This window comes from Edaphobacter aggregans DSM 19364, from assembly GCF_000745965.1.
Lineage (GTDB): Bacteria > Acidobacteriota > Terriglobia > Terriglobales > Acidobacteriaceae > Edaphobacter > Edaphobacter aggregans.
Map to the genome: position 1 here is coordinate 1 of NZ_KN050793.1, position 20,096 is coordinate 20,096.

General features: G+C 56.9%; 15 protein-coding genes and 1 pseudogene. 7 read left to right on the plus strand and 9 right to left on the minus strand.

The window, feature by feature from the left end; translation table 11 throughout:
• Together Q363_RS35240 and Q363_RS35245 are read right to left on the minus strand one after the other, a co-directional pair.
• Positions 1 to 326, minus strand: a 326-nt coding sequence (locus Q363_RS35240) for a transposase (RefSeq protein WP_035359867.1), incomplete at its 3' end; no start/stop codon positions are given.
• Positions 327 to 530: 204 nt separating this feature from the next.
• Positions 531 to 1,955: a hypothetical protein gene (locus tag Q363_RS35245; RefSeq protein ID WP_035359869.1), complete on the minus strand. Its 1,425-nt coding sequence runs from the start codon at positions 1,953 to 1,955 to the stop codon at positions 531 to 533.
• Positions 1,956 to 2,313: 358 nt separating this feature from the next.
• On the opposite strand from Q363_RS35245, the gene Q363_RS35255 reads away from it, so the two are divergent.
• The 3 genes from Q363_RS35255 to Q363_RS35265 all read left to right on the plus strand — a co-directional run bounded on the left by Q363_RS35255 (position 2,314) and on the right by Q363_RS35265 (position 10,848).
• Entirely contained in the window at positions 2,314 to 5,793 is a 3,480-nt protein-coding gene (locus Q363_RS35255) for an outer membrane beta-barrel protein (protein ID WP_245632681.1), read from the plus strand.
• A gap of 109 nt (positions 5,794 to 5,902) precedes the next feature.
• Positions 5,903 to 8,479 carry a YVTN family beta-propeller repeat protein gene (locus Q363_RS35260; protein WP_084081078.1) on the plus strand — a complete coding sequence of 859 codons (2,577 nt, stop codon included), beginning with the start codon at positions 5,903 to 5,905 and terminating at the stop codon, positions 8,477 to 8,479.
• Between the two features lie 53 nt (positions 8,480 to 8,532).
• Positions 8,533 to 10,848 (plus strand): GH92 family glycosyl hydrolase, encoded by a 2,316-nt coding sequence (locus tag Q363_RS35265; protein ID WP_051979797.1) that lies wholly within the window; start codon positions 8,533 to 8,535, stop codon positions 10,846 to 10,848.
• Between the two features lie 335 nt (positions 10,849 to 11,183).
• On the opposite strand, the gene Q363_RS35270 is transcribed toward Q363_RS35265, so the two are convergent.
• The 7 genes from Q363_RS35270 to Q363_RS35295 all read right to left on the minus strand — a co-directional run bounded on the left by Q363_RS35270 (position 11,184) and on the right by Q363_RS35295 (position 16,914).
• On the minus strand, positions 11,184 to 11,684 hold the full coding sequence (locus Q363_RS35270) for a methyltransferase family protein (protein WP_051979798.1): 501 nt from the start codon (positions 11,682 to 11,684) through the stop codon (positions 11,184 to 11,186).
• Between the two features lie 90 nt (positions 11,685 to 11,774).
• Positions 11,775 to 12,935: an FAD-dependent oxidoreductase gene (locus Q363_RS35275; protein WP_035359873.1), complete on the minus strand. Its 1,161-nt coding sequence runs from the start codon at positions 12,933 to 12,935 to the stop codon at positions 11,775 to 11,777.
• A 198-nt stretch (positions 12,936 to 13,133) separates the two neighbouring features.
• A complete protein-coding gene (locus tag Q363_RS45820; protein WP_281176139.1) occupies positions 13,134 to 13,259 on the minus strand; it encodes a hypothetical protein in 126 nt (41 codons plus the stop codon).
• Between the two features lie 242 nt (positions 13,260 to 13,501).
• Positions 13,502 to 14,320 (minus strand): SDR family NAD(P)-dependent oxidoreductase, encoded by an 819-nt coding sequence (locus Q363_RS35280; RefSeq protein ID WP_035359875.1) that lies wholly within the window; start codon positions 14,318 to 14,320, stop codon positions 13,502 to 13,504.
• 348 nt (positions 14,321 to 14,668) lie between these two features.
• Positions 14,669 to 15,412, minus strand: a complete 744-nt coding sequence (locus Q363_RS35285; RefSeq protein ID WP_035359876.1) for a DUF899 family protein — start codon at positions 15,410 to 15,412, stop codon at positions 14,669 to 14,671.
• Between the two features lie 573 nt (positions 15,413 to 15,985).
• A complete protein-coding gene (locus Q363_RS35290) occupies positions 15,986 to 16,474 on the minus strand; it encodes a DoxX family protein (RefSeq protein WP_245632682.1) in 489 nt (162 codons plus the stop codon).
• Positions 16,471 to 16,914 carry a cupin domain-containing protein gene (locus Q363_RS35295; protein WP_051979799.1) on the minus strand — a complete coding sequence of 148 codons (444 nt, stop codon included), beginning with the start codon at positions 16,912 to 16,914 and terminating at the stop codon, positions 16,471 to 16,473. The genes Q363_RS35290 and Q363_RS35295 overlap by 4 nt, the downstream gene beginning before the upstream one ends.
• Positions 16,915 to 17,024: 110 nt before the next feature.
• Here Q363_RS35295 and pdxR point away from each other — a divergent pair, with 110 nt between their 5' ends.
• The 4 genes and pseudogenes from pdxR to Q363_RS35315 form a co-directional block, all read left to right on the plus strand.
• The gene (pdxR, locus tag Q363_RS35300) at positions 17,025 to 18,470 is read left to right on the plus strand and encodes a MocR-like pyridoxine biosynthesis transcription factor PdxR (protein WP_035359878.1); all 1,446 of its coding nucleotides are present in this window, start codon (positions 17,025 to 17,027) and stop codon (positions 18,468 to 18,470) included.
• On the plus strand, positions 18,471 to 18,827 hold the full coding sequence (locus Q363_RS35305) for a cupin domain-containing protein (RefSeq protein ID WP_051979800.1): 357 nt from the start codon (positions 18,471 to 18,473) through the stop codon (positions 18,825 to 18,827). It abuts the gene before it with no gap.
• A 269-nt stretch (positions 18,828 to 19,096) separates the two neighbouring features.
• Positions 19,097 to 19,429, plus strand: coding sequence for a PDDEXK nuclease domain-containing protein (locus Q363_RS35310; protein WP_035359880.1), 333 nt, complete (start codon positions 19,097 to 19,099; stop codon positions 19,427 to 19,429).
• A 362-nt stretch (positions 19,430 to 19,791) separates the two neighbouring features.
• Positions 19,792 to 20,096 (plus strand): annotated as a pseudogene (locus Q363_RS35315) (hypothetical protein); the annotation flags it as partial.

Here is a 20,096-nt window from a genome sequence, read left to right on the forward strand (position 1 = left end):
TGCCGCTCCAGACAGCGATGCAGCGAGGAACGGGTCAGATGAGGGATCGTTGCCTGCAAAGCGTAGAGGCAATCATCGAGGGGCAGCAGAGTATGCCTGCGGAAGGCAACGATGATCGCCTCCTGTTCCACCGTCAGGACTGTGGAACAGGAATGCTTCGGCCCGGTACGCAGATCGGCCACCGAGCAGCGCTTCCTCCACTTCGCGACGGTCTTCGGGTTGATGCCATGCCGCCGAGCCAGCGTCCTCAGGCTCTCTTGACTATGTTGTATCGCTCGACGGACCGCCTCTGTCGTCGTGGCGCTCCGGTGTAGAACTTGCCCCACAGTGCCTCCTTCCAGTCTCTGGATAAGAATGCACCATCAAATGCCGGGACTAAACACCTAATGAGATGGTCGCCGCTTGCCCCTTGCAGTCGCGCGGCGGACCATACATTCCCGGTACTAATCTGCGGTCTCGTAACATCCACTGTTTAGTGTGGTGTCGTATCAGTTGGAATGACAACCTGCTCCTTCATCACACCATTCGGCTCAGCGATTTTCGATACGTTCCGTGATGAGTTGCGGCGTTGATGCATTGGACGAAAAGTTGTCGGCGCTGACCAGGAGTTCGAATGGCCGGATCTGGCCGTCTGCTGTTTGGGCTCGCCGCAAGATTGGAGCCATCAAGGAGGGAGTGAGCAGGAAGGTGGTGGCTGCCTGTGTGCCTGCTGTATTGAGGCCTCCCACGATGAGAACATGCCCCACGGATGAGAGATTGGGCACGTATGCGATCTGCCCGTAGGTGTGGTCCCTTCCGGGTGTGCCGTAGAGATCGCGTTCACCCGGATGGGGATGGGTGTTGAGAAAGCCGGATGGAATTTGGGGGTTCGTACTGACTCTCTGGCGGAAGTTCATCTGTGGTTCGAAGATCTGAATCCAGGGATTAGATTCAACGGAGCCGATGAGAACTGCGTTTCCGGTCCGAAGATCGTCCATGCGCAGGTCCCGCGCGTATCGAACGACCAACCGAGCAGGATCCACACCATCCACTTGCATCAGATGCACAGCGAAATCGAGATCGACGATGCTGGTGTAGCGCCGCGCACCCAGTTTGAGAATCTCGGCGTTACTCTGATCGCGCTCACTGTTGCTGTTGCGATAGCTGCCATCGATATATCTTGCGAGTGGCACTGGACGCTCGGTGAGCCGCTGCATAATCACTAGCCCATCGTCTGAAGGCACGACAAACGTGTCTCGATCCGCCACGAACATCTGCTGCCAAAGACTCTTTGACGCATCTTCGTCCGAAGACGACAACCCATGCTTGAGGAGGCGAGGAAACCGTGTGAAATGGAGTGAAAGTCCGATCGAAATACCCATGCACAGCGCGAGGAGGATCCCATAGCGGCGCAGAAACTGATGCAACGCGAACGAGGTCCGCGGCGCCGAACCAGTTTCTTCATCTGACTGCAAACGGTCTAACGGGACTGACGCTTGCATATCGGGGACTTCTGTATGCGTTTCCTCTGAGGGAGTATGGCTGCGCGCAGATCCATCTAAGTCTCGTTGCGTGAAAGACGGGACGTACCCCCCACGTGGGATATCGAGATACATCTCCTCATTCTTGCCTTCGTTCGCATAATAGTTGTCGATACGGCGGCGTAGCTTCCGGGCGTAGCTTCGAACGATATTGTCTTCATTCGAGTCGTAGCCTTCGTTCCGGTCAAAGACCAGAATTCCGATCTGCTGTTCCGTAATCTCATCGCTTCGGCCGCGTATAAGCCGGTCAACGGTGAATAGCAGAAATCTTGCCAGCAGACGCGAGCGCCCAAGGCTGCCGCTGGTGGCGATCCTCCATGCAATCTGCCATCGCGGATCATCGGCATGCGAGTCGATCTTTACTTTGCCAGTCTCTAGCAGTAGTCGCGTTGCCGGTTCGGACGGGGTCGCTGATGGCGGCTCCAAAGTTTGCATGATCAGTTGAACGTTTCACCACTACCCTAAGTCTCTTCCGTGAACATGCCGTGAACGGCGACAGGGGCCTCATGTGGAAATGCTTGATAGAAGTAGGGGTACGGATGATCTTCCACGGGTGGACGATCCGGGTACAGCGTGTTCTTCTGTCGATGAATATTCAGCGAATGCGGCGAGATAAATCCTTTGTTTCCGAGGATTACCGTGGCCGATTTCACCTTCGGAAGATGAAAACCCCTTGTGGCGCCCGACTCGCTTCGGGATGATCAGGACAATCCATGAGCTGAGCTGCGTCGGTCCCATACGGTCTGGCATTGGTGCGGCTTGTACGCAAATTTTCTCCCTGAGGGGCAATGCAGTGATCAAGTTCTGGCGCACCTTTGTCGATCAACCGCGGAAGCACCGGCGGCACATCGCGACGCTTTTGGCATGCGTGCTTGCATGCTTCGCTCTACCCATCTTCGCGCAGTCCGATCTCTCCGGCGTCTCCGGAACCATCACCGATCAATCAGGCGCCATTGTGCGCGGTGCGGTGGTGACGGTTAGAGACGAGACCACGGGGGCCCAGCACAGGACCGTGACAAACGACTCGGGGTACTACACGATTCCCAGCCTGTCGCCCGGGCACTACACCATCGTCGTGCAGGCGCCCACCTTTCACGTGTTGACCAGCAAAGGCAACGTTCTGGATCCGTCCGTATCTACGACGGCAAATCTCCGGCTGCAGTCGGGAAGCGTCAATGAAACCGTTCAGGTGAGTGCGCAGGAGAGCAGCATCCAGACGGACAGCACTGTCCTCGGCCGTGTGATCACCAGCAAACAGGCGGAGATGCTGCCGCTTAGTGGCCGCAATCCCATCACGCTCGCGCTCCTGAAGGCCGGCGTGACGAGCACCAGCGGCAATGTATCGAACTTCCAGTTCAGCACCGGCCTCGGCGGCCTGAACATCAATGGCGCGCGCGAACGCGACAACCTGGTGACCTATGACGGAGCAGTGGCGGTGCGAGTGCGCGCCAGCGGCGACTCCGTAGGCGTCGTGGATCTCGAGAACGTGCAGGAAGTGCAGATATTGGCATCCAACTATCCGGCGGAGTATGGCCGGTCTGTCGGCGGCCAGGTGCGCATCATCACCCGTAGCGGCACGGATCGGTTTCACGGAACGGTGTACGAGTATCTGCAGAACCCCGTACTCAACGCCAACACCTGGGTGCGCAACCACTCGACCTCCAACTACAATCCGGCACTGCCGAAGAGCGTGAAGTCGAACTACGTAGCGCCGTTTACCTACAATCAGTTCGGCTTCAGCGTCAATGGTCCGGCGTACATCCCGCACGTGCTGCCCAAGGGCAAGGTGTTCTTTCTCTACTCTGAGGCATTTGTGCACTTTCCCGCGACCAACACCGCGCCTGTGACGGTACCTAACCCTGCATTTCGCAACGGTGATTTTTCCTCCATCGCCACTCACCTGCGTGATCCCCAGGCCACTGGTGTGTGCGACCCTAAGACCGGCGGCCCAGCCTGCTTCCCAGGAAACATCATTCCGAGGAGCCGCCTCAGTCCCAACGGCGTAGGCCTGCTGACAGCCTTTCCCACGCCGACACCGGGATTCCTGGTGGGCACGCAGAATCTGCTGCAGATTGCAAAACATCCACAGACCCAGCAGATCGATAGCGGAAATCTGGACATCATTCCGACCGAGAAGGATTACATCCGGTTCCGTCTCACGCACTTCTATTATTACGAGAACAATCCATTCTCCGCCGCCTACGACCTGGTGCCGCGCATCTTCAATCGTCCCAACCAGACGGCCTCTCTTGACTGGGTCCACACCTTCAGCCCGACTACGATCAACGAGGTGCTGATCACGGCAGCGCATGGTGCAGACCGGCTCTCCATCGATACCAGCAGCGGTCTCTACGATCGCACAAGATACAGCATCAACTATCCATTCCTGTTTCCGACAGGCAAGGATCTTCCAAACAAAATCCCCACGGTGCAGTTCGACAGCAGCAACATCACCACGCTGGACGGCAGCGCATACCCATCGCACTCGCAGGGAGAGGTATTCGATTACGCCGATACCTTCACCCGCATCATAGGCAATCACACGCTGCGTGCCGGCTTTCTCTATGAGCGTGCGGGAGAGAACGACAACGACCAGATCTCCGGCCAGAACAGCGTGCCGGGACAGACCAACAATCAGAACGGAAAATTCGAGTTCTCCAGCGCAAACCCGGCTGGAACCGGACTCGATACCGCCGATGCCGCGCTGGGTATCTTCCAGAGTTATGCCGAGGTTGGTCCTCGTGCGGAGACACCGTATCGCGCAAACCTGTACGACTTCTTCGCGCAGGACTCCTGGAAAATGACCCCCAAACTGCATGTGGACTATGGCCTGCGCTACTCCATCGTGCGTCCCTTCTATAGCCTCTGGAACAACATCGGCACCTTCGATCCGGCCTTCTACAGCGCCGCAAATGCCGTCAAGCTGGACAGCAAAGGCAATCCCATCCCCGGTACAGGCGATCCTTTGAACGGTACCGTGCTCTTCGGCAATGGCTTTACGGAGAGCGCCAAGGCACATGTTCCGCTGGCGACTACCGGCGCAGCGGATTACCTCTTTCATAATCTGCCGCGAGGCTACATCGACGTGCATTACACCACCTTCCAACCCCGCCTGGGCATCGCGTATGAGCTGAACTCGAAGACGGTGATTCGTTCCGGGTTTGGCCGCTACATGAGCCGCCAGGGTGTCTCCGACGGTGTGTTTGAAGGCGGCGCGCCGCCGCTGCAGCAATATGCCGGTATCAGCGGTGGCAGCGCCGATAATCCCGGTGGAGGCTCAGCCGGCTCGTTCCCAAACATCTCCGGACGCATCGATCGCAGCTCGCCACAGCCTGAAGCATATGTATGGAACCTGGCCGTGGAACGTGAGCTCCCCTTCAACACCGTGCTTGGCGTGGCGTATGTAGGTCGTCGCGGTCTGCATGGTCAGTTTCAGGCGAATCTCAACCAGGCGCCGGCTGGCTCGGTCGCTGCCGCTGCTGCTGCGAAACTCAACGTCAACTCGTACCGTCCTTACGCGGGTTATGGTCCCATCACCATCGTTACGCAGGGTTCCGGCTCGGCGTACAGCGGCTTCCAGGTTGACCTGAACCGCCGTTATCAAAGAGGCATTAGTTTTGGCGTCGCGTACACGCTTGCGAAGGCCACCGACTGCGGATCGTTCCAAAAGAACTTCCTGCCCAACTTTTTCGATCCTAAGTATCTATGCGGCACGGCGGATTACGACATCCGCAGTGCAGTCACCATTAACGCAGTCACGGAGATCCCGTTCCACGGCAGCAACCGTCTGGCGCAGGAGGTGCTTGGCGGATGGCAGATCACACAGATCTATAACTTCCAGACGGGCGTTCCTTTCTCCGTAACCACCTCAACCGATATTGCCGGAGTGGGCACGGGCGGCGGCGCACAGTTCTACTCCACGGTTCCCGGCATCGGCCTGAATGCTGCAGGGAAGTTCTCCGCGGGAACGTCCGACCAGAACTTCTGGTTCAACCCTGCTGCTTTCGTAGCACCAGCTTCCGGTACGTTTACGCCCCAGCATAACCGCAATATTCTGCGCGCTCCTGGCACGGAGAACTTCAACGCGGGTCTGCAGAAGCGTTTCTATACCTTCAACGAGCAGTTCCTGACCTTCCGCTTTGAAGCCTTCAACTTCCCCAATCACCCCAACTTGGCCGCTCCGGATGCGAACCCGACCAGCTCAACCTTTGGACGAGTAACCAGCAAGACCGGTCAGCGTTCGATGCAGGCCAGCCTTCGATACACGTTCTAAAACATTTCATCAACCTGACAGACGCGGGCAGGCTAGACTTACCTGCCCGCATCTTGATTGTGCTGATCCTGATGGCTGATCCCATCTGATCCTCTGAGAGAGTCCGCTCATGTCGTCGACCATTCAACGAATCGTTAGCCTGTCCCTTTTCCCCCTGTCCCTTATTCCTTTGACATGCGTCTTCGCCCTGGCCCAGGACCACGAAGTAAAACCGGACCATAAGCCGGCGCGAACCATCGGGGAGGCAACGAAAGAACAGCCGCAATCCAGCTCCGGCGGCTTTAATCTGCCCAACGGCTGGCGTATCACACCTGCCGGGAAGGTCATCGACACCCTCGAGGACATGACGCTCAAGATGGTGACCTCGCCGGACGGCCGTGTCGTTGTGGCAAGCCACTCCGGCTATCAACCGCACGGTATCGTAGTGCTCGACACAAAGACGCAGCGAGAAATCCAGCACATCGAACTGAAGACCACATGGCTCGGCATGACCTGGTCGCCGGATGGGCACAGCCTCTACGTCTCTGGCGGCAACGCCACCGGCGCCAAAAAGATCGCGCAGAGCGCAGCGCCCATCTATGAGTTTCACTATGCGAACGGGCGGCTAAGCGATAAACCGGTCAATGAATATGTTGAGACGATCGACCCCAAAAAGGTCTGGTGGTCAGGTGTAGCGGTTCTGCCCGGTAAGCATCTGCTCTACGCCGCGAACCGTGGCACGGGATTAGGGCCCAGCAACGTGGTGGTCTTCGATCTGAAGACGCATGCGATCGTCACTCGCATTCCGGTTGAGATCAATCCCTATGAGACGGTGCTGACGCCCGACAGCAAGCGCCTCTTCGTCTCCAACTGGTCGAGCGAATCGGTCAGCGTCATCGATACGGCTACGAACAAGGTCATTCGAACGCTGCACGTGGGCATGAATCCAAACGACATGAAGCTGGCCAAAGATGGGCGGCTCTTTGTGGCGTGCTCGAACGACAACACCATCCATGTCATCGATACTAGGTCGTTGCAGTTGCTGGAGCGTCTCTCCACTACGCTGACGCCGCTGGCTCCCGAAGGCTCAACGCCAGACTCGTTGTTGATCGATGAGCGCCGGCAACTGCTCTTCGTCGCAAACGCAGACAACAACTCCATCGCAGTCATCCGTATATCGAACCGCGAACACAGCAGCGTACGCGGCTTTATCCCTACGGGTTGGTACCCTTCGGCGATGACCCTTGCCGATCAAGGCAACACACTCTACATCGGCAACAGCAAGGGCGAAGAGGGACATCCCGACCGCAAGGGCCCAGGCAGCCCGCTCGCCTCCCGCTTCGAAGGCGATGAGAGCGTAAAGACGGTGCAGAAGAGCAGCATTGAGGCGCTGACGTTGACACAGCTGCAACAGCAGTTGTCACGCTGGACACGACAGGTTGTTGAGAACACGCCATACAACGACAGTCTTCTCTCTGAGGCACGGCCGCCGCACGCACCCACGATTCTGCCCCAGGGAGTCGGCGTGTCAACGCCCATCCAGCACGTGATCTACATCATCAAAGAGAACCGAACCTACGATCAGGAGTTCGGAGACCTGAAGGGCACCAATGGCGATCCGGAGCTGACGATCTTCGGGGAGAACGTTACACCCAACCAACATGCTCTGGCGCGGGAGTACGTCGCGCTGGACAATCTGTATTGTGACGGTGAAGTCTCTGTGGACGGCCACTCATGGTCCGACTCGGCCTACGCGACCGACTTCAACGAGCGCTACTGGCCGCCAACCTACGCAGGCCGCAGCGATGCGGAACGCGCAAGAGCCTATGTGCCATCGGCAGGGCACCTGTGGGACCTGGCTGCGCGTAAGGGACTCACCTATCGCTCCTATGGCGAATATGCAGTACGAGCCAGCACCGGTGGAACCATGGACGCGGCTCCTGGCTCTGGCGGCTTGGTTGGACACGTCGCAGCCGACTACCTTGGATCGCGGCAGCGCGACACAGCCAACGTCGCGGTCTTCCTCCGCGAGTTTCGCGAGTATGAAAACCACTACGACAGCTCCGATCCCAACGAGCGCTTTCCGAACTTCGTCATCATGAGCATGCCGGAGGACCACACCAGAGGCACTGCGCCCGGCGCCTACACACCGCGGGCAATGGTAGCGAGCAACGACTTCGCCATCGGCCAACTGGTGGACGCGGTAACGCACAGTCGCTACTGGCCGAACACCGCAATCTTTATAATCGAGGACGACGCGCAGGACGGTCCCGACCACGTAGATGCGCGGCGTACCGTCGGACTGGTACTTAGTCCCTATGTAAAGCGCGGCGCGGTGGACAGTACGCTCTACTCCACCAGTTCCTTTGTACGCAGCATCGAGTTGCTGCTGGGACTTCCGCCCATGAGTCAGTATGACGCGGCAGCGATGCCGCTTTATGCAAGCTTCGGCACGCAGCCGACACTTACGCCGTTCAACGTGATAGCGCCTCGCATCAATGTAAACGCAAAGAACGATGCAAAGTCGTACGGAGCAGAAGAGAGCAGCAAGATGGATTTTTCTGACGTGGATCGTGCACCAATGCATGCGCTGAATCGCGTTATTTGGCGCTCCATCAAAGGCCCGGACGCGCCGGTGCCGGTGCCCGTTCATCGTTTTCGACCACTCATCGACGCAAGCGACGTGCAGGAAAGAGACAGGGATTAGTCCACCTTCCCACGCATAGAAGTAGCAGCCTCCATCAGGAAAAGATAAAGTTTATGACTCGACGTCCATCCAATCTCCGTACAGTAAATTTGCTGCTCGCGCTTGTCCTAGGTACCTCAGGATCTTCTCTTGCGCAGCAGCGTATAGAACGCAGGCTTGCCAGCTCGGACTTTACGCACAATGTGGATCCATTCATCGGTGTCGACTGGGGCGGAAACACTTTTGTGGGCTCTACAGTTCCATTTGGCATGCTCAAGGTCGGGCCCGATATGGAAACGTTCGACGGGCGGCGTTCTGGCTTCGGGTACTGGAGCAACGGTGTGATTCTGGGCTTCTCGCACCTGCACCTAAGCGGTGCCCAAGGCAAATACGGCAACATCTTGGTCGCGCCAGTGACAGGCGAGCTCAGTATTAATGACATCAAATCTCCACGCACGGATGAGATTGCTCGGGTTGGCTACTACGCGGCGACACTGGCGCGCTACAGCGTGCGTGCGGAACTGACGAGCAGCCGCCGTGTTGGGTTCCATCGCTACACCTTTACTAACGCGGCGGACGCACACCTGACCGTGAATGTGGCCGCAGCACTGGGTCTCGGCACAGGATCAGAGTCGCAGAACTTCCTGGGAGCAGAGGTTCATGTCCTCTCTAATCGCGAAGTGCAGGGCGTTGCACGCTTTCGCGGTGGATGGAACAAAGGCGGAGAGTATCGCGTGTTCTACGACATGCTGCTGGACACACCCGCGACGAAAGTGCAGACCTGGACGGGAGCCGCTCTGACCACGGAGCGTGACGCTGTCGTGACGGAAGATAGGCCGATTGGCGTCACGTTTGACTTCCACGCACACGCTCACCAGGTGGTGCAGGCGAAGGTAGGTATCTCTTTCATCAGCGCAGACCAGGCACGCCGGAACATCCAGACGGAGATTCCCGGATGGAGCTTCGAGGTGGTTCATCGGGCCAACACGATGCAGTGGAACAAAGAGCTGGGCAAGCTGCAATTGACCGGCGAAACAGAGGCGCAGCGGCGAAAGCTTTACACGGCGCTGTACCACGTGATGATGATGCCGGTAGACCGTACAGGCGAGAATCCCGGCTGGTCGTCCAGCGAACCGTATTATGACGATTACTATGCGATCTGGGATACGTATCGCAGCTCCAGCCCTTTGCTTACGCTCATTGCCCCGGACCGCCAGCGCGATATCATTCGCTCTCTGATCGATATTTATCGTCACACCGGCTATATGCCCGACGCACGCAGCGGGAATGACAATGGACGTACGCAGGGCGGCTCCAATGCAAACGTGGTCGTGGCCGATGCCTATGTCAAGGGACTAACTGGCATCGACTACGCCACAGCGCTCCAGGCGATGCTCCATGATGCTGAGATGCCTCCCCAGAACGCGCAGAAGGAGGGCCGTGGCGGCCTTAAGGACTACAACGAACTCGGGTACGTTACGACGGCTGATGAGCGCGCGGGTTCGCGCACAGTAGAGTACGCGTACGACGACTTTGCGATCGCGGAGATGGCCTGTGGTCTGGGGCTGACGCAGGAGGCAACACGCGCCTTGGAACGCACACATAACTTCGAACATCTATGGGACCCCAACATGACGGTGCTTGGCTTCAAGGGATTCCTGCGACCGCGCAAGTCTGATGGTTCCTGGGCTGACCCTTACCTGGTCGTCCGTGGCACATGGCCGGACTTCATGTACGAAGGCGATATCTGGACATATTCTCTCTATGCGCCACAGGACATGCGCCGCCTGATTGAGTTGGCCGGCGGAGATAAGCAGTTTAATGCGCGGATGGATTTCATCTTTTCTCGTGGGCACTTTGACATCTCAAACGAACCTGGATTTCTGATGCCACTGCTTTATAACTACAGTGGACGCCCTGACAAAAGTGCCGACATCGTGCACCTGCTGCTGGAAAAGGCTTTTACCGATACCCGCGCAGGCATTCCGGGCAACGATGATTCGGGTGCGATGTCGAGCTGGCTACTGTTCCAGACCACGGGGATCTTTCCGGTTGCGGGTCAGGATGTGTACCTCATCAGTTCGCCTTCCGTACCGGACTCTTCCCTGAGCCTGGGCAATGGGAAGCGCTTGCATATTGTGGCGAAGGGCTTTGATTCGTCAGGACTGAACCGTTATGTGCGGTCCGCTACACTCAATGGCCACGATCTACCGACAAGCTGGTTTCTGCATGGACAGATTAAGGATGGCGCTACTCTGGTGCTGACAATGGGATCATCACCCTCGAAATGGGGAACAGTAACCCCTCCACCGTCGCTAAGTGACAACAAGGCGCGAGGATGCTCGCTGACGGGTCCTGAAGGGCACCAATTGAAAGAGAGCAGTAAATGAAGGGAGGGATACTCGTACCCGGGGCGCCATATCCAGCCAAAGGACTTTACTTCCGATTTGTCCTGGATTGTCGCTAGCCTTACCTTGGGATTACTCTTGAATTAATCCGCATATCGCTTGATCCGGGACAAACGGATTCGCGCCCTTTCGTGGCCCTAGCGCCACCGATCAGGCGCGGCGGAAAGCGGGTGCGCGGCGAACGCTGTACGCGGTCGCTTGCACGCGATTGTTGGGCTCCTTAGCCCGTTGCACAGCCGTACAACGGAAAGAAACTGCACAGCTTTGCCGTGTTGCCTCCGTTCCTGCATTGGGAGCAACTTTTTGGGGACGCCACTCTACAACCAACGGCGCACGGAGCGTTTGTAATCCAAGTAGTCGGCACCGAACCTCCTTTCTAGGTACCGCTCCTCTCTCGGAATCACGACGGAGGCCATGAGGGCAACTGCCGCCATGAGTGTGGCGATCAGCCACACACTGTTGACCCAGCTCGCGATACCCAGCTGGAAGATGGTGAACGCCAAGTAGATCGGGTTCCGGCTGAAGCGATAGGGGCCGGTGCGGACGATGATGGTGGTCGGCTTGTTGCCGGGTAGAGGCGTGCCCGCCGCCCGGAACTTTCGTACGGAGTATGAGAAGACTACGACGGCGGCCACCACGAGGAAACTACCAAGCGGAGCGGCGAGAATACGAGGAAGGAATGGTCGTGGCCAGCCGAAGTGGACTAGCAACCCCATGACAATTGAGACCCCATACACAAGTGGCGGTCGAACCATGCCGAGATTCGCGACCTCCTGGGTTGCGTGCGAGCCGGTGTGATCTTGAGGAGTGGTTTCCATGGATGATTAAGATCTAACCTTGGAAGATAGTACTTCAACTACGACCGGTTCATGGTGAGTCAACTCGACTGTGTCGGAGTGTTACCACTGCTAAGGTTTGTTGATGCCCGGGTCGTACAATTGATTCGTTTGCGCTTGAACGATTGCCGCTGGCGTGGCCCAAAACGCAATGTTGCGAATGAATCGTCCAAAGCCTCCAAGGTGGGCGAGCCTGCCCAGCTGCCGTGCCTTTCTCGCAACTAAGGCGACTCTCCTGGCCCGCACCTGCTCGAATTGACGAAAAGCTTCTTCTGCGTCACTCTTTTCTGCCAGCACTTGTGCGAGTGCCCAAGCATCTTCTACTGCTTGAGCACCGCCCTGGCCGAGGTTCGGGGTAGCAGCATGCGCGGCATCCCCTAGCAACACGGACCGGCCCCGATGCCACACTTTGGATGCTGGAAGGTCCCACAGGTCAGTCCGAATGAGCGCTTCAGGGACCGTTCCCGAAACAAGGTCTCCGATGGGCCAAGGGAATGGCTCCGCCATTTTCATCAAGCGTTGTCTGGCTTGTTCAGAAGACTCGCGTAGGTCGGGAGGAGCGTCGGCAGTGGCATACCAGTAGACTTGATCCTCGGCAACAGCGGAATATCCGAAGCGGGCACCCGGCGCCCAGATCTCAATGCTCTTATGAATAGCCTTGAGCGGCAGGGCAAACGGAATTACTGCTCGCCAGGACGTCTGACCACTATACCTGAGCTCTGAATCTGGAAACAGAGCCCGCCTTACTTCCGAATGAATGCCGTCGGCTCCCACTACGATTCCCGCTCGATGTGAAGCAGAGTTCGAAAACTGTAGCGACACTCCTTTCTGCTCTTCTCGCAATCCCGACAATCTGTGGTCGAAGAGAATCGTCGTCGTCCTTGCGGCACAGTTAACAAGAATCTGCTGCAGGATTCGTCGCTGGATTGCAACGTTGCACCATCCAATGAAACTCTTCGTGTTGATTGTTTGTAGGAGACCTGCGAGGTAATCGTGTAACTCGGCACATGAAATCTCGATGCCTGATCGCTTGATATCGTTCGCCACTCCGAGGCATGCGAACACCTGCATTGCGTTTGGTGGCATCCAAATGCCTGCACCCGAATTTTGCACAGCGTTAGCTTGCTCGAACACCTGAACGGTCGCGCCTCGTTGTGACAGTGCGATGGCGGTCGCGAGCCCCCCAATTCCCGCTCCCACGATAGCGACATCTTCCAGACCGCGATTGATCATTCCAGTCTCTTAATCTCTCTCGCTCGACGGACAGCAGGTGCGGGCAGGAGGCGGGCAAGTGAAAAATCATCTAAAGACTAAACCAGTACGTGACCGTCGTTTCGGCAGACCAGCCACTCTCACAGTCGGCCTCTGGGTGCGCCCCAAAAACGTCAAATCCCCGAATTCCGTGCAGTGCCCTGGTTCCCGATCCCTCGACTATTTCCCAACTGCCATGAACCCAATGATCAGCGTCTGTAGAGCCACGCTCACAAAATGGGCAGCAGCCGGCGTCTTCCTCTTCTCGAAATCATCAATCAATTTCTCAATGCCGGCTTCGCGCACGACTCCGGATGCAGTTGACCTCATGCAGACGAGGCCACGTTGAGTTGAGCGTTGTGATCACCGCGCCAAAAAAGACGGCCTCGTACTGCGACGGGAACGGGCGTGAAGAGCCATGTTGATGTCGCTGCACGAACTGTTCTGCAAAATTCATCGTTCCTACGGATTACTATGACCAGTCCACTGTCGCACGCCTTGATACGCGCTCCACGGACCGTCGGGCCGCTTGCCCCAAGAACTGCGTTTCACTCAGCTCTGTCCAGCGAGAAGGTACGCCGCACCCCCTGTTCGTACATCCCCGCGGGGAGAAATCGCCGCAAACGGGCGACGGACTTCGCTTGTTGCCCAATCGGATAGCGTAGCCGCGGCGTATTGCTGGAAATAATCCGGAGCAAAGTTTCGGCCACCAGCTCCGGGCCAGGCCCTTTCTCTTCATAAGCACGAATTGCATTGAGAGACCGTTGTCGCCACGGGTCGTACACGCCAATCCGATTCACTCCGACTTGCCGGTTGTTCATCATTGACGTTTTGAGAAAGCCGGCCTCTGTCAGCGACACGTGAATATTGAAAGGCTTGACTTCGTGCCGTAACGCTTCTGTGTACCCTTCCAGAGCAAACTTGCTGGCGGAATAGATGCCCAGGAACGGAATCGCCGACAGACCAGAGAGCGAACCAACATTGATGATGTGCCCACGCTTCTGCTGACGCATTAACGGCAGAACCGCATTGACCATTCTGACGACGCCGAAGAAATTGGTCTCGAATTGAGCCCTGGCTTCCTCTAATGAGAGTTCTTCCAGTGCGCCGGCCAGCTCGTGACCGGCATTGTTTATCAGCACGTCAAGCCGGCCGCCTCTACTGCAAACGGTTTCGACGCACGCCAGCACCGAGTCGTCTTTGCGAACGTCCAAAGACAGCATCTCCACGTCCAGGATGATTTCGGCGCTTGCCGGATTACGGCTTGTTCCAAAGACCTTGTACTGCGTTTGAGAAAGCAGTCGAGCCGTGGCTTGCCCAACGCCAGACGATGTTCCCGTGATAAGCACCACCCTCTGATCAGGCATTTCGGACCTCCGATGTGTGTCATCGCCGTTTATGGGAACGGATGTGTTCTCCGGAATTCGGATTTGACTTGGTACTTATGCGCCAGCCTCACAACCGTCTCCTCGTCTCACCCAACAATCTGGAAGCCTAGCGAGAAGAAACAGGCAGCCGGTTAGAGCCTGCAAAACCGTTCAGCACGAGGTCTTTGATGCATGAAGCTCCGAACCACCCACTAGCGGTTCGGGACAAAACCTCGTCCGGCGCGCTCTCGAGCGCGGCCCACAAATCCCGACGGGTGCGACTCGCCTAGTTCTGTGGGCGAGACTCCCGAACTCTTGACGTAGTTCAACAACTACGTCAAGCTTCTTTCAAAGGCAGCAGTGATACTGCATCTGTTCCTCCCAGTCTTTGGGACGTCCTTCGGGGGTTAGATCGAAGATGTTCCAAAGGGGTTCAAGAGTGCCGAGATGGCGAGGGTCTTGGCCTGGATCCGTCGGTTCGTCGAGCAGCTCCGAACTCCAGGTGTGGCGGATCTCGCCGTTTGATTCACGGTGAAAGACTGACATGTTGGGCATTTGCGAGCCATCAGCATCTTCCCCGTGGTAGTCACGCTTGAAGGTGTTGTTCTCAGCGGAGAGCAGGCGTAGATGCTTCCATCCCCGATCACGAGCAAAGGCGATGACACGATCGATTGAGGACTTTGCAACAACGACGAAGTTGACTCTTTGCTCGACGTGCGGGACTGCACCGTCAAGCTGATCGAGCAGGGCTGTGCAGGAGGGACATGGGCCATCCTGCAGGCGCAACTCTGCTGTGGTCCCTACCTTGGGGCCAGGGCGACTATCAAGGGGATGGCGGGGAAACATGAAGTGATAGACGACAAGCGTGTTTTTGCCGGGGGCAAACAGTTCGGAGAATTTTACCTTGGTTGGAGTGCCGTCAGGAGCGATGGTGTCGAAGAGATAGTCTTCAGGAATAAGACCGCCAAGCGGCAAGGCTCGCCGGGCTCCGGCAACCGCCTCCATCCTACGACGAAGTTCAATCTCTTCTTCGAGCAATCGGTTTCTCGCGGCGCGATACTCTAGGGACTCGTTGGGAAAAGTGACACCCATACGTTTCACTTCCTTTCTTACTGAAATCGGTCATGCAAATCAGTCCTAACCGACGGGAGCGATCTGACATGAAGACTGCTTACGGAGTGGAGATTCCAGAAACTCTTCAAGAGTTGCTAGATCCAAGCCGTTGTGCACTGGTCGTGTACGACATGCAAACGGGGATCGTTCAACAAATCCAGAATGGCGCTGCGATTACGGAGCGGGCACGGCAGGTGCTTCTAGACTCGCCACGTGGAATTGGTCATCGTACCACCAGTGAGGCCAGAAAAGGAGTCTACGGCAAACGCCATTCTCCACGTGGCCTGTTGGGAGCACAGTCCTCGCCAGACACTCTCGTGCCTGAGGTGAGTGCTCGTCTCTCCCATTCGTTCCAACACACCGCGCTAATGACAATGGTTCCGGGAGGTACCAGCTTCAGAAGGGACTTTGTGTCGTTTGCAAACCACGCGCGCCATACGGTTTCGCGCACACGTAGTAATCGATCGTCGTTTTGTTGTTGAGCAGATAACGTCGCCGTGCACAGAGTTGCGATGAAAAATGCTGCGATGACGATGCTGTTCCACTTCCGTTTCATGATGAGTGTCCTTCTGCTTCGTAATTGAAAGACTGATTGCTATTCTGCCGGAAGGCGTGCAGTGCGAGCAAGACGGCCGCACCTGAGGCAGAGAAGACTGAATAATCCATTGGCGACTTGATACCGGAGGAGATCGCCATCGCCGTGCCAAACATGGCGAGTAGAACGGCGCTCCCGAGCGAGACCCATCGCGGCCACAGTCCAAGGACCAGCAGTATCCCGAGCGAGGTTTCGGCGACGGTGGCCCCCCATGCGAGGAACGGGATGATGGCCGTCGGCATAAATGAGTTCACCTCTGCCGTGTACTGGATGAAGTTGGCAAAATATTTTACGTCCAGTGGCCCATGCCACAGGCCGAAGCGCGAAGCCACGGCGGAAAGGAATGCGGCGCCAAGTGCGACGCGCGCGTAGATCACTCCCCACCGCTCTGCATTTTGCAATTGGCTTTGTGAGCGGTCGTTTGACGGAATTTCGCGCGAAGTCACTTCTGTCCTCCTTTTACGGGCGTGCTCAGCTCCGCGTTATGGTCGCAGACAAAGAAAGCGAGCAGCTTCGCCGGCTCCTTATCACTTGCATTGGCGGATACCAGATGCACTCCGTTTGGCGCTTCGTAGAAGCTCTCGCCCGCCTTGTAGATCACTTCTGGCTGGTCCTTAACTTGTGTTCGGATAGCGCCCGACAGTACATAGCCGATGACCGGGCAGGAATGGCTGTGCGCGGGCGAAGCTGCACCGGGCCCATAGGTTACTTCAACGCCTTCGACTGGAAGCTTGTTGCCAATGAGCGCGGGAAGCGGATGGGAAAAGGCTGTGCGCGTCAGTCTCTGGCCGCTCTCTTGCGCAAATGACCACTGGTTCGCCAGTGATGAACACACGAGCATCGCGGAGAGGATGGGCCACTGTCGGAATTTGCATTGTGTCTTCATTGCTTTCTTCTGACTATGATTAGTCTAGGCGAATTGGATTAATAGGAAAGGCCCATTTAGGACGTTTAAGCTATACCACTTTTTATGGCGAAAGAGCGGACACTTTCGATCTGGTACTTGATCGGCGGGACGAGCAGGAGCCTGCGTATCGCTGGCTCTATGCAGCGTTGCGCAATCAGATTCTGAAAGGCCGTCTGCGTCCGGGAGTTCGACTTCCTGCAACGCGCGACCTTGCGAGTCAGTATGATTTTTCGCGAGGCACCATCGTTCGCGCCTTTGAGGAGTTGAAGTCCGAGGGATATATCGAAGGTAGTACCGGCTCTGGAACCTATGTGCGCCGTGTGCTGCCGGATGAGCTGCTGCAAGCAAAACAAGAGGCCGGTACGTGGGCGGCTCCTGTACCAAAGAACGGGCGACGACTGTCAGATTATGGTAGACGGGCAACGCTGTTCTCGAATTCTGACAACCGTCCGAGTCGCACCTTTCGCGCCAATCTTCCGGCGCACGATTTGTTTCCCATGGGCCTTTGGGCGCAGATAGCGTCTCGGCGCCTGCGCCGTATTTCTACCAGCCATCTACTTGTCTGCGATGCGATGGGGTACGCACCGCTGCGTGGTGCAGTCGCAGACTATCTGACGGCTTCGCGCGGGGTGAAGTGTGTTCCTGAGCAGGTTGCCATCGTTGCAGGAATGCAGGAGGCTTTGGATCTGGCGACGCGGCTCTTCGTTAACCCAGGCGAGCGCGTGTGTATGGAAAACCCCGGCTATCCTGGGGCAGCCAATGTATTTAACGCCGTGGGCGCAAAGGTCGTGCGGATCAGTCTGGATGAGGAAGGGATGAGATTCGATGAGAGGAGACTCGAAGGAGCGCGGCTGGTCTACGTTACGCCGGGGCATCAGTTTCCTCTCGGAATCACGATGAGTCTGCCTCGCCGTTTGCAGTTGCTCGAGTGGGCGCGGAGAGCTGGAGCGATCCTCTTTGAGGACGATTACGATAGCGAGTATCGTTATTTCGGGCGGCCGGTTCCCGCACTACAGGGACTCGATCCCTATGGAGTAGTTCTCTTCGCTGGAAGCTTCAGCAAAGTGCTGTTTCCTTCCTTGCGCCTCGGGTATATCGTAGTGCCGCCGGATCTGGTCGAACGTTTCACTGCGATAATCTCCATCACTCGCCGTCACGCGCCTCTGCTCGATCAGACGGTCCTATGCGATTTCCTCACCGAGGGTCACTTTGGACGCCACTTGCGGCGAATGCGCGACGTGTATGCTGAGCGGCTTTCTATCCTCTCGGAAGAGGCGAACTTGAGGCTGACAGGTTTGCTGGAGGTGTCAGATGTGCAGGCGGGCTTACAGACGACCGGATGGCTATGTGGCATCGACGCCGAATCGGCAGCCGCTGCAGCAGCAAAGCGGGGTGTTGAGGTAACCCCGGTAGACCGCTACAGCCAGGGCCGAGTCGTGCCACAGAGACTGCAACTTGGATTTGCCGCGTTCGACGAAAGGGAGATTCGTCGCGGAGTTCGCGAGCTCGCGATTGCACTGGAAGGTGCGCGGTGAGTGTTCGAAAAAAATGGAGAAGAACCGAGCACAAATGCCGTCGTTAGAAAAGAAGATTTGCCATTTATCGGAAGTTCTTACAACTTTGTCGGGGCGGAACAGGGAGATGTAGCGATTTCGATGTTCATGGTCGGGGCACAACCGGGACGAGGAGCGCCGCTGCATTTGCACGAGTACGACGAGGTCGTCATAGTGCAGGAAAGACGCTCGCGTTTCGTGATCGGAGATGTGATTCGTGAAGTGACCGCCGGGGACATCGTTGTTGTAAAAGCAAGGACTCCGCACGGCTTCATCAAGCCTGGCGGGAGCGTATTGAAGGAACTTGACATTCACGTTGACTCGACATTGGCCGATTGAAGTATGTAATGGCCACCGTAAGCGCTTTGCTTTCTATCTGAGTTTGAAGACGCTAGCTCGATTGTTGAAGCATAATGTGGCCACAACAACTACGAAAATGAAGCATAACTTGGCAACGACTTCATCTGGACCTTACCCGTGTGAACGCCACGTGTCTGAGGAGATGCCTTTACGGTAATTTGAAAGCTCGACACTACTGGATCGGCCTCTATTCGAAACCAGAGACTGGATCGAACCGCCGACGCCGGTCTTTTCAGGACCCTCTACGAATGGACCTGAAAAGGCTCAAAATCAGCGGACCAGATTGGAATAACGTTTGTCAGTACACAGGCAGGTCGTCTCGAAACCCCCGGCTCCCAGAGTATCTGGGCAAGCTAAACTTCTATCTCGAAGCGCTTGACCGGAATGTTCGTGCACACGAGCAACCAGCCATCGGCGTGCTGCTTTGCGCGAGCAAGAATAATGAAGTGGTGGAGTACGCGCTCAGTCGCAGCTTATCCACGGCCCTGATCGCCGAGTACCGGACGCGACTTCCCGACAAGAAGCTGCTGCAAGCCAAGCTCCATGAGTTTTACCTTCAGAACGCACCGGACCAGCCATAAGCCACGCGCGGTCACGGCGCGATTTGAGAGACCGCCAGCGAAAGCAGGGCGTTTGCCTCTATGGCAATCGAGGCGGCGATATCGGAAGGTGCGCGGGAAAAGGCCGTTGTCTATTAACTGCGATCAACGGCGATGTGTTTACGGATCCCGCTGGATGTCGACCCGTCGACTCCGCTGCTCTACATCCTGCGCAATGATCTCGAACTAAAAGGTCCGCGGTTAGAGCGGCCATGTTCTGGCGTGGGCGCAAAAGGTGATCTGTCCCGGCGACTTCAGCCTGTTTTGTGACGTACAGGCGTGAGGCTTGAGCCTAAAATGGCTTAATGCACGCGGGGCGACACTACTCGCTGCGGGAAGTCTTCGTGTGGACACGGCGGGAGACTTTCGTCTTTCTTCTGCTCGCCACAGTCCCGACTCTTCTACACATCTACTTGGGCTGGGCGTCGTTGATCATTCCCTGGTTGCCAATTGCGCTGGTGGGTACTGCCGTCGCGTTCATCACGGGCTTTAAGAACAGCGCTTCATACAGCCGGCTTTGGGAGGCACGGCAAATCTGGGGAGCGATCGTCAATGATAGCCGTACGTGGGGGCTTATGGTGTCGAACTTTGTCGCACCGGGTAGCGGAGCGCAGCGCAGGTTGATTTATCGCCATCTTGCGTGGTTGAC

What these genes read in the sequence shown, in the direction of transcription:
- Q363_RS35245 (WP_035359869.1), bottom strand. Translation starts at nt 1,955, where the DNA reads ATGCAAACTTTGGAGCCGCCATCAGCGACCCCGTCCGAACCGGCAACG.
- Q363_RS35260 (WP_084081078.1), top strand. Translation starts at nt 5,903, where the DNA reads ATGTCGTCGACCATTCAACGAATCGTTAGCCTGTCCCTTTTCCCCCTG.
- Q363_RS35265 (WP_051979797.1), top strand. Translation starts at nt 8,533, where the DNA reads ATGACTCGACGTCCATCCAATCTCCGTACAGTAAATTTGCTGCTCGCG.
- Q363_RS35270 (WP_051979798.1), bottom strand. Translation starts at nt 11,684, where the DNA reads ATGGAAACCACTCCTCAAGATCACACCGGCTCGCACGCAACCCAGGAG.
- Q363_RS35275 (WP_035359873.1), bottom strand. Translation starts at nt 12,935, where the DNA reads ATGATCAATCGCGGTCTGGAAGATGTCGCTATCGTGGGAGCGGGAATT.
- Q363_RS35280 (WP_035359875.1), bottom strand. Translation starts at nt 14,320, where the DNA reads ATGCCTGATCAGAGGGTGGTGCTTATCACGGGAACATCGTCTGGCGTT.
- Q363_RS35285 (WP_035359876.1), bottom strand. Translation starts at nt 15,412, where the DNA reads ATGGGTGTCACTTTTCCCAACGAGTCCCTAGAGTATCGCGCCGCGAGA.
- Q363_RS35295 (WP_051979799.1), bottom strand. Translation starts at nt 16,914, where the DNA reads ATGAAGACACAATGCAAATTCCGACAGTGGCCCATCCTCTCCGCGATG.
- Q363_RS35310 (WP_035359880.1), top strand. Translation starts at nt 19,097, where the DNA reads ATGGACCTGAAAAGGCTCAAAATCAGCGGACCAGATTGGAATAACGTT.